At 39.1% G+C, this 10,000-nt stretch carries 9 protein-coding genes, 1 tRNA gene and 1 pseudogene (2 of these 11 only partly in view); all 11 read left to right on the top strand.

Annotated elements, in window-relative coordinates:
* A protein-coding gene (locus tag FHG67_RS10455; RefSeq protein WP_004498311.1) for a hypothetical protein crosses the window boundary here: on the top strand, positions 1-420 show its 3' portion. It extends 147 nt beyond the left edge of the window; 420 of the gene's 567 nt are visible here — the last part of the coding sequence; the start codon falls outside the window, past its left edge; the stop codon is at positions 418-420.
* A 303-nt stretch (positions 421-723) separates the two neighbouring features.
* Positions 724-797: transfer RNA gene (locus tag FHG67_RS10450), tRNA-Ile, on the top strand.
* A 413-nt stretch (positions 798-1,210) separates the two neighbouring features.
* Positions 1,211-1,332: pseudogene (locus tag FHG67_RS22875) on the top strand (transposase); the annotation flags it as partial.
* Positions 1,333-1,955: 623 nt separating this feature from the next.
* The gene (locus FHG67_RS10445) at positions 1,956-3,047 is read left to right on the top strand and encodes an LIC10774 family surface protein (RefSeq protein ID WP_142499776.1); all 1,092 of its coding nucleotides are present in this window, start codon (positions 1,956-1,958) and stop codon (positions 3,045-3,047) included.
* A 647-nt stretch (positions 3,048-3,694) separates the two neighbouring features.
* Positions 3,695-4,171 carry an LIC11966 family lipoprotein gene (locus tag FHG67_RS10435; protein WP_004500478.1) on the top strand — a complete coding sequence of 159 codons (477 nt, stop codon included), beginning with the start codon at positions 3,695-3,697 and terminating at the stop codon, positions 4,169-4,171.
* A gap of 99 nt (positions 4,172-4,270) precedes the next feature.
* A complete protein-coding gene (locus FHG67_RS10430; RefSeq protein ID WP_002622078.1) occupies positions 4,271-4,867 on the top strand; it encodes a hypothetical protein in 597 nt (198 codons plus the stop codon).
* Between the two features lie 205 nt (positions 4,868-5,072).
* A complete protein-coding gene (locus tag FHG67_RS10425) occupies positions 5,073-5,504 on the top strand; it encodes a DUF6968 family protein (RefSeq protein ID WP_142499775.1) in 432 nt (143 codons plus the stop codon).
* A gap of 320 nt (positions 5,505-5,824) precedes the next feature.
* A complete protein-coding gene (locus FHG67_RS10420) occupies positions 5,825-7,696 on the top strand; it encodes an alpha/beta hydrolase (RefSeq protein WP_002622096.1) in 1,872 nt (623 codons plus the stop codon).
* A 55-nt stretch (positions 7,697-7,751) separates the two neighbouring features.
* Positions 7,752-8,324 (top strand): bifunctional nuclease family protein, encoded by a 573-nt coding sequence (locus FHG67_RS10415; RefSeq protein ID WP_002622072.1) that lies wholly within the window; start codon positions 7,752-7,754, stop codon positions 8,322-8,324.
* 98 nt (positions 8,325-8,422) lie between these two features.
* Complete coding sequence (locus FHG67_RS10410; protein WP_026054507.1) at positions 8,423-8,782, top strand: phasin-related domain-containing protein; 360 nt, start codon at positions 8,423-8,425, stop codon at positions 8,780-8,782.
* A gap of 77 nt (positions 8,783-8,859) precedes the next feature.
* On the top strand, positions 8,860-10,000 hold the 5' portion of the coding sequence (locus tag FHG67_RS10405; RefSeq protein WP_016761310.1) for an MFS transporter. The gene runs 158 nt beyond the window's last position; the window shows 1,141 of its 1,299 coding nt (coding positions 1-1,141); it begins with the start codon at positions 8,860-8,862; its stop codon lies off the right edge, out of view.

Raw genomic sequence — 10,000 nt, 5'->3', positions numbered from 1 at the left:
CCTTCCGAGATTCCTTTTGCCTTGAACGTTGTGAAGATTTTTTTTCCGGAAAAGTACGAAGTTTGGAAATTAGGAACCGGAAATCATTGGAAAATTCTTCCCACTCAAGGAAGAGCTTGGATGCTGATCCTTCGAGAATGGGAGGGATTTCCTTCCGGTTCTCTCCAATCTCTTGTGAAAGATTTATTTCCGGATTATAAGGACTTGGTTCTTCCGGAATTTCGGGGTTTGAAAACGATTGGCGGCGAAAGAAAAGAAATCGTTGCCGGAAACCCTCTTACTATTCGTTATTTTCTTTTGGAACGAAAAGGAAAGTTCGTATCGATTTATCTTTGTTTCGATTCCGAAAACAAAACCGTTTCCGTTTTCTTTCAAGACCCGAAACATTTTCTGAAACCTCTCTTCTCAGATTCTTTTTGATCCTTTGAGAGAAATTCACTTAAAGAACGAGACTTCACGAAAATACTGGAGACACTCCGGGCCTATAGCTCAGTTGGTTAGAGCGACAGACTCATAATCTGCGGGTCAGAAAAACTCAGCGGATGCCTCTCTAAAAACTCAGATCTCGCTTCCCATAGGGCGCTCGATAAATCGGCATCCATCTTCTGGGCCCAACGAGTAAAAAAATCCTTCCTTAAACTCAAATTCAAATCGTTGAATTTTAGTTCTTTGAGAGAAATTCACTTGAAGAACGAGACTTCCCGAAAACACTGGAGACACTCCGGGCCTATAGCTCAGTTGGTTAGAGCGGCAGACTCATAATCTGCGGGTCGAAGGTTCAAGTCCTTCTGGGCCCAACGAGTAAAAAAATCCTTCCTTAAACTCAAATAAAATTTCTCAGATGAACTTGAAGCTTAGATTCTGCTCGAGTTTTGCGAGAGCATTTTGAGCTTTCCATAAGAAACGAGAAAAGGCGGAATGCCCGCAATTTATGAAACTCCTGAGAAACGTGACGACAGAAATCGAAAGTAATTTTTCACTTTCTAAAAATACCTTCGGAAAACTTTTCGGAGATAAAGAATTATCAGTCAGCCTATGTTTGAAAATCTTTTCAAAAATGGAATTCAGCTCATTACAAAACTAAAGTAGAATATGAAAAATAAGGCGATGCCTTTACCGATCCCTATAAAATAGGTACCGTTAGTTTGAGTACAAATCCCACGCTTAGACGCAGAATTTTGGACACTCTATTATGTAGAGATGAGTAATCGACAAAATTCTTCTAAAAAAAGTTATCATTGAGTCGGTGAAAATGATGAGCTAAAAAATATCTGTCAGATTCAACATACTCGACATAGGAGTTTTTTCAATCGGGCTGTTAAGTTAACGTGATATAACAAATGCGAAAGCGATTATTATGTTTCGAGCCGTAGAGAGGCCCCACAAATTAAGAAGGCTTTTGGGATCATAAGAATCAAAAACTGATATTTTTCAAGTGTTCCGACATGAATGAGACTTTTTACTTGCAAAAAGTATGATTTTCTGATAGAGAAAAATCTCCCAAGTTTTCCCGCCTCCAGGCTCAATGATTTGCTCCCTACGGGTCACCCCGCCACCCAAAATCAGGGTGGGGCGTAAGTTTCACAGAGGATTTGTCGTAATTCCGACAGATTTATCTTCGGATCCAAGTATTTGTGGGGTTGATTATATTAGAGACCAACACTTTAGTTTCTTATTCGCCCAAACTTTCTTAGCCCAAACTCACGTTCAAATAACAATCAAATTTCTTGGTCGCTTTATTAGCGCATACAGTTACTTTAAATCGCTCGCCGGTTTCCTCCGGAGAATTTCTAATTTTTTACGGTCCCAAATTTGAAGGTTAAGCCATACCAATTTTACATTTTTTCACAAAAGATATGAAATCCATTTTTTGAAGCAAAAGAACAATCTCTTATTGTTATAAGCTCCACAGAAGTTCGATTTACAATCGTATTCTGAACAAAAGGAGAATATTAATGAAACAAATTTATATTTGGGTTACGGCCTTATCGCTAATAACGGGATGTATCGGTGAAAATGGAGGGAACGAAAAAACTTCTCAAATGATTCTCGGTATTGTAAACCAGCAATCAAAGATAAGCATAAATGACGATCGAAAATCTTCCGATTTGATTATCCAAATACCTACATTTTACGTAGATTCCATATCCGGAAACGATTCTACGAATCCGGGTACAAAATCAGCTCCGTTTCGTACAATCACAAAAGCCATTTTGGCCTTAAAGAACAGCAGTATAAAAGTAATCGCAGTGGCCCCGGGTACTTACGATGCAACCATTGGAGAAACATTTCCGATTACGATTCCGGAGGGCGTCAATATATATGGGGATATCAACGGAAAGGGTCTGATCGGAGGCGCTTCTTCCCTTTATGCAGGACCACCGGGAACGACTCCAAAAACGGGAATCACTTTGATTTCCGGCAATGCAGCCGATAGTGTTTCGGGTCGCGACAATGTAACCTTGACGCTTAGAAATAGTAGTCAAATTTCCGGATTCAAAATTACAAATCCAAGGCCCTACAATTCTCAAAGACTGTCTGTGATAGTTTTATTGAATGCGATCAATTCGGCAAAAGTACACAAAAACACGATCGAAGGAGTTATGGGCGGACACGGAATTATTATCGATAGCAACAACTACGAGGCCACACTTCAGGGGGGCAATGTTATTTCGGGAAATTCCATCTATTCCAATCTCACCGGAATTAATGACTTCACGTTGAGTTCGAGCAAGGTCAACAAAGTCGAAAACAATATAATTACCAAAAACAACATAGGCATAAATAGTGAACACATAAGGTTGGATTTGGGACAAGGATCAACCGGAAGCGTGGGAGGTAACGTTTTCTCTTGTAACGATCACCAAGATTTATATTTGAGTTCCTCGACGGCAGTGACTCTATACGCTCTCAGCAACGCTTGGGATCATATGCCGCCCACTGTTTGGGATCATTATTCCGGTAGCGGTACGGATATCGTAAATTCCAATAACGCTCTACTCATATATTTCGCGGGTGGAAGCGTAGCTCCAGAAGCTTGTAACTAAAAAAATCTTTTCTTTTGATTCGTGATACGAGCAAAAGAGAAGAAATGATTTTATGGGAACCTCTATAAAAAATTCACTTTATAGAGGTTCCCTTTATTTGTTTTTTAAAAAACAAACGATCCGACTTACCACTCGAAGAATCAATAGAATATTATGATAAATTTATTTATAAGTTTAGAATGTTGGAATCTTCCTCTAAAAAGTCGGGGTTTTCCGATTTGATTTAATTTCTGAAGAATTGCTGTACTTTTGCAAAACCGATCGCTTATTTTCGAGTATCATTTTCATGCGTCTGAGTAGTAAATAAATCCTATATATTTATTAATATTCCGAATTTCTAAATCGAAAAAGAATTTCCAGTCCACGATTGAGCCAAAGATTTTATACAGATTCAATTCCCACCTCGGCTCTAAGCATAGAATTGAAATACTGTCTTTTCGTCGTAGCCCGTATTGAAGTAGTATTCGAATCGGGTTTTGGTGCGAGTTTTTCATAGAATTCATATTCGAAATTTTTTTCCATATCAAAGAAAAGTTTATCCTTCGCTTAACAAACGATCTCCGTGGCGTGGGCGTTTACGTTAAAAATTTACGTTAAAAATCCGATTTACTGTTGACATTTTTAATTCAATTTTAACTATTACATCCATGAAAAGTAGAATATCATTTACGCTTATCGCAGCATCGCTTGTATTTTTTTTAGCTTCCGGTTGCAAACAAGATCCGGTGGGTTACAACAATAAGATTATGGAAGTAGTAAACGCTTCTATAACGGACATAGACGCGTTAAACGCAGAGATGGAAAAAGAAGACCTTACAAACGCGGAAAACGTGAGAAAAGCTTGGGAAACAAAACTCGCTTCCTCTCTCGATAAACTGAAAGGAATCGGCGATTTCAAAGGAGACTCCGGCTTTAAAAATGCCAGCATCCAAACGCTCGAAACGTATTTGAACATAGCAAGTAAAGACTACAAACGTTTGATCGAATTGCGCGGTTTAAAGGACAAAGCGGATTCGAATGAAATCAATCAGATTCTCAACCGAATTAATCAAGACTTCGAAAAGGCGGGTACGTCTTTAAACGCGGCTTCCGAAAAATTTGCGAAGGAATACACCGTTCAATAATTACCCCAAATTTTTTCCAAAACATAAAAAACCAATAAGTTCATTCAAAACGATACTTTATACAAGTGTCGTTTTTTAAATGAGTTCCTATTTCTTACTATGAAATTCACATCTTGCATATTCGCATTCTTCTTAATCCTTTTTTACTCGAATTGTAAAAAACCGGATCATTCGCAAGAAATGATCTTACAGGAAAAAATAGACTTTATGGGAGATTGTAATACAATTCTCGGAATCCTTGGAAACATTCGAGAGTTTAGAAAAAAAAGTTCCGATAGTTTACTTCAAGAAACTTTGAAATTAAACCGAATCGCCAAAAAACAAGAAGAACTCACCGAAATCTGGAAAGGAAAAAGAATTTTCTTAAGAAGCGCGGAACTCGTCGGGCGTCCACGTAAAATTTCTAATTTAGATAAACTGAATATAAACATTTCCGAATTTTTGATCGAGGAATATACGGTCACACATCCGCTCAGCGGACTCGACGGTTTTTACGTAATTTCCGATAAAAACGATCTTTCCAAAAAGGAATTTTTACAAGTCAGAATTTTTCGACTTCTCAAAAATTCTGATCCGAGTGTTCTCGAAATTCACGAAAGAACGCCGCTTGAAGGCAAAATCATATCTGTTCATTACGATGGCGGACAAAATAGAAATCCGAATTTGTTTGAATCGATATACGTAATTTTAGAATAAAATGAAATGAAAAAAATCTTTCCTAATTCGAAACTATAATTTTCCTACGACTCGCACTATTTACGGCTCAAAAGAAAAAAAGATTGTTTTTAAATGGGCCGGAAATACACAAACTTCTTTTAGAAATTACGGCTTTGTTCGAAGATATGAAATCAAAATTCATTTCTCTCCGAACAAAATCGAATATTCTAAGGAAACTTTTAAATTGAAAGATCCGTATAAACTCGGCGAAATCATATTGGAAAGAGAAATCCGATTTGCAATCGATAAAGAAAAACGTGAAGTCCTTATTAAAATCGGAAAACCTAAAATTCATCCAGAACCAGACATAGGCTGGTATTGTCCTCTCCAAATTATAGGAATCGGCCCTGAAAAAATTCACGCCGCCCTTGGATTCGATTCCTTAAATTCTGTTGAAAACGGTTTGAAAATGATCGGAGGATTTCTCGTCTGCTACTTTCAAAAATTATATCCGACGGATTTGACTTGGCTCAATTCGGAACATTTCGGCTTCCCTTCTTTAGAAACACTGGAAAATTTTGCGAAAGAAGAAACGGATAAAATGAATTTATTCCAAAAACATAAAGTTCGAATTCAGTGGAAACACAAAACGGCAGATGCAGAAAATTGGATTTAACACGAATGAAAAATTAAATCGACGCAACAACCGCTTTTACAGCAAAACACTGAAATCTCGTGGAAATATAAAACAACACTTTCAGAATTAGCGATTTACTTTCGTTAAAGTTCCAATTCCAAAAAGTATTACTTTATAGTTTTTGAATATATTTTCCCAAGGAAAGAATATTTTTTCGATAAAGAAACTATTTCCGAAACGAAAATATCGCTTTTGAATTCTGGTTCGTAATTTTTTTTAGAAATATTTCTTTTAAAAGGTTAAAAAACCCTTTAAATCCAGGTTGGCAGAGAAGCTTTCAGTCAAAATTCTGGTCGTAGATGGCTGAACTTCTCGAAAAAAAACCTGCGATTCGTAAAAAAAGAGGTAAGAGCGGACTTAACGTAGCGGCCGACGATATTTTCATTTTTCCGATCCCGGGCCCTACTTATAAGTTCTTGGAAAAAGTTTGGTCTTCCTTCGTAAATAAAATTGTCGCCTTAACGTTTACGAACAATCAACCTATGTTCAACTATGCGGTCTTTGAAGCGATTCAAGACAAAAATTTAAAAATTGTCACTTCCTCCACACATTTTAAAATGAAAGAGGTCGCAACTCGAATCGGACTCAGAGATATTCAAGAATTTATAAACCGAACTCTTCCCGTTTCGATCCAGGATCAGGACAATCTTTCCGCGCATTTCATACGAGAAGCGATCATATCAGTCGAAACTAAAAAACGTCCCGAAATTGTCTTTAGCAGTCTTAAAGACGAAAAAATTCACCCGAATTTAAGACATCTTCTTTCTGGAACCATGAACTACGCAGCCGGAATTCCTCTTTTCGTAAAAGGAAATCCGATCGGTATGATATGGGGAATTCGAAGAGATAGGATGAGCGACGAACAAAGAGAGGAAGTTCGGGAGCAATTGAGTTCCTTTTACGACGTAGTGGACTTTGTAGTCGCCCGAGAAATGGACAACAAAGCGGATCCCTATATCGCGAAGAAGAATATAGAGAAAGCGGATCTTCACTCCTACGCAAAGCACCTTTATTACACAAGAACCGGAGGACAACAACATCCGGTTACTTCGATCATATTCGATTGTCATACTTACAATTGTTCCTATCGTCTGGATGCGAGTTATATTATCCCGTCTAACAACGGTTTTTCGGTTAGCCTAAAACGATTCGAACCGGAAAAAACAAACGAAACCGGAAAAATTCTTCTTTTGATTCCAGGCTTTTTTTGCAGAAGATCGGTCATGGACAAGGTTGCGCGAGAGATGGCTCTCAAATACGGTTATCGAGTCTTTTCCATGGATATGCGCGGTCGTTCCAGACAAACTCTTCCGTATAACGGAATCAAAGAAGGATGGACGATCGACGACTTCATCCAGGAAGATTTTCCCGCCGTTCTCAATTGGATCCGAGAAAGTTTTCCAAAAGAAAAGATCGTAGTGATGGGACACAGTATGGGGGGAATGATTCCTAGATACTATGTATCCGCCTACGAAACCTTCATCTCCAAATATCCTCAAAACAAAGTTCCTCTTCCCGATCCAAAGGAAACGATTTCCGGAATTATTTCCGTGACTTCCCCAAACTTCGTCTCCGTAGGAACCAATATTCCCGGAATGAACGCGCTCAAAACGGGACTCAGTCTATTACCCGCAAAATCGATTTCTGATTTCCTTTTCGATCTGACCACGTTTTCCCTTCAATCCGCTCTTCCGACAGTGGATCTCAATAAATTCTTTAAGTTCTTATTGGGGCTTCATTCTTCCTTGAGAACGGTTTCTTTCGAACTCAGTACGAAAGTCGTAAACCTAAGAGACTTTGTAGGCTACAGACAAATTTCTCCTCCGGAATGGTATTTTCTGATCGAAGATATTTTTTGCGAGGAATCCACAAAGGTAATTTTACAGTTCATCCGTTCTCAGTTAAGCAAGGATCACGCGTTTTTTTCTTTCGACGGTTCGATCAATTATACGGAATTACAAAGAAACTTCCAACTTCCGATTTACTCCGTTCTAGGCACTTTGGATAAAATCGTTCCTGTAAATTCGGTGGAAGAAGAATTGAAATCTCTTCCTTCACCCAACAATCAAATCGTAAAATTTGACCAAGGACATTTAGGAATTCTCTTTCACATGCCTACGGTTCGGGAAATGTGTTCTGGCTTTCACGATTGGATTCAGAAACTCGATTGATTTCCTTGGGAAAGCATTTGACACCAAAGGTTTACAAGGATAGCCTCCAAAGGGAATGGATCTTGTAGAAGCAAAAATTTCAGACATTTCTCTGACAAACGTAGGATTTGCAGTTTTTCTAAAAACGAAGGATGATTCCGATTCCAGAGTGGTCCCGATTTTTATAGGACCTTTGGAAACCCATTCCATCACTTCCGTTTTGGACGGAACCAAACCTCCGAGACCGATGACTCACGATTTAATGACCGTTCTGCTCGGAACTTTAAACGTAAGTATCATTAAAATATCGATCGAAGAGATCATAGATAATACTTTTTATGCGAAAATTACTCTTCGTAAGGACGAGGACGTAATTGTTCTCGACGCAAGACCGAGCGATTCCATCGCACTCGCGCTCAGGGCAAACGCCCCGATCTATCTCGCCAAAAAAGTGATCGAAGAAGCCGGAATAGAAATGAAAGACGAGGAAATTCCGGGAGAATCCATTGCGAGAGAAAAAATCTCCCAACTTCCGAAAACCCAACTGGAAATTCTGCAAGATTCCCTAAACAACGCGCTTAAGACAGAAGATTATGAAACCGCGGCTAGAATCCGGGATCAGATCAAAAAGTTAATCGAGAATTCTTAATTTTCCTGATACAGTTTTAAAAAAAAGACGACTTAAAACCGGTCTAAGTTCTACAATAATCGATCGAACTCAATTGGTAGATCAAAAGGAGAATCAGATTGGAAAGGTTATTGATGGATATTCTAAATGCGGGAATCGCTCTGTTTCAAAACGGAGAGGAAAAAGTCAAACAGTCTCTGGCCGAATTGGATACGATTTACCAGGAACTGAGAGAAAAAGGAGAAGCAAATCAAAGCGTAAAAGCCAACCAGGTTCGCGAACTTCTGAATAAAACAGTTCAAGATGCGACCGAAATTCTCTCCAAAGGTGACGAAAGCAGACAACAAGCATTCGCCAAACTGCAGGAAAATTTCATTCGTCTTTCCGCGGAAATCGAAACATCGATCCCGGACCAATTCAAAGCGACCGCAAAAAACTCTCTCGAAGAATTAAAGCGTCTCTTAAGTAAGAAGCAATAAGCACCCTCTTTTTTCGAAAATGTTAAGACAAGGTAAGTGGCTTGGAAGATTGTTGTCTTCGAGCCATTCTACCTCTCATGAATAAAATTTCCTTTGTACTTTTCTTTACCGTATTCATCGATATGATGGGCTTTTCCGTAATTTTTCCCATTTTCCCCGAAACGCTCAAAGCCTTTCTCGCTAAATCCGGCGATCCCGTCCTTGGCAAGTTCACCGACTTGACAAGAATCATTATGGAAACCTCTTCGGGAGATTGGTCCTTATTCGTCGCTCTTTTCGGTGGAATTGTCGCGAGTCTCTACTCTCTTTTACAATTCGTATTCGCGCCTATTTGGGGAAAAATTTCGGATCGTATCGGTCGCAAACCGGTGCTCGTTTTTACGAGCTTTGGAAGTTTTTTCGGTTATACGATTTGGTTGTTCTCCGGAAGTTTTTCTCTTTTCGTTCTTTCCAGAGTGATCACCGGAATCATGGGAGGAAACATCTCTGTGGCCTCCGCAGCGATGGCGGATATCACAAACGAAAAAGATCGTGCCAAAGGAATGGGACTGATCGGCGCAGGCGTAGGTCTGGGATTTATCGCGGGTCCTCCGGCAGGAGGACTATTTGCGAAAGTAGATTCCGGCTTTTTGGAGCTTATGTTTCCGGACCTGACGTTCACTATGTTTCCCGCATCGGCTCTTGCCGCCACTACGATCGCTTTGTTCAATCTTTTTATGATCATTTTTTGGTTTCGGGAAACTTTCGATTTAAAGAATCGCGCCTCATCGGAAACGAAAAAGATTCATCCCATCATCGGGGTTTTCAATTCCAAAAATAAGGAAGTCATTGCATATTCTTTTCTCTATTTTGTTTTCGTCTTTGCATTTTCTGGTTTTGAGTTTTCAATCAATTTCTATTTAAGTCAATTTTTGAATTACAGCCCCGTCGCAATCGGATTTACCTTCGTTTACATCGGAATGATCATCGTTTTAATCCAAGGTGGGGTTTTTCGAAAACTTTCCGGAAAGATCAAGGAAACGAGATTGGTTCGAGCAGGAACACTCTCTTTGCTCGTAGGTTTTTTATTGCTCTATTTTGTTTCAAATTCCTATCAGCTTTTTATTTCTCTTACGTTTTTGGCTTCCGGAAGCGCCTTACTTCATCCTTCCCTTTCCACGTTAGTTTCTCTTGTATCTAGCCAGGAAGAACAAGGAACGAATCTCGGAATGTTTCGAA

This window comes from Leptospira weilii, from assembly GCF_006874765.1.
In the GTDB taxonomy this organism is placed as follows: domain Bacteria; phylum Spirochaetota; class Leptospiria; order Leptospirales; family Leptospiraceae; genus Leptospira; species Leptospira weilii.
This window is presented reverse-complemented; position numbering and strand designations above follow the sequence as displayed.

What these genes read in the sequence shown, in the direction of transcription:
- FHG67_RS10415 (WP_002622072.1), top strand. Translation starts at nt 7,752, where the DNA reads ATGGATCTTGTAGAAGCAAAAATTTCAGACATTTCTCTGACAAACGTA.
- FHG67_RS10420 (WP_002622096.1), top strand. Translation starts at nt 5,825, where the DNA reads ATGGCTGAACTTCTCGAAAAAAAACCTGCGATTCGTAAAAAAAGAGGT.
- FHG67_RS10445 (WP_142499776.1), top strand. Translation starts at nt 1,956, where the DNA reads ATGAAACAAATTTATATTTGGGTTACGGCCTTATCGCTAATAACGGGA.
- FHG67_RS10430 (WP_002622078.1), top strand. Translation starts at nt 4,271, where the DNA reads ATGAAATTCACATCTTGCATATTCGCATTCTTCTTAATCCTTTTTTAC.
- FHG67_RS10435 (WP_004500478.1), top strand. Translation starts at nt 3,695, where the DNA reads ATGAAAAGTAGAATATCATTTACGCTTATCGCAGCATCGCTTGTATTT.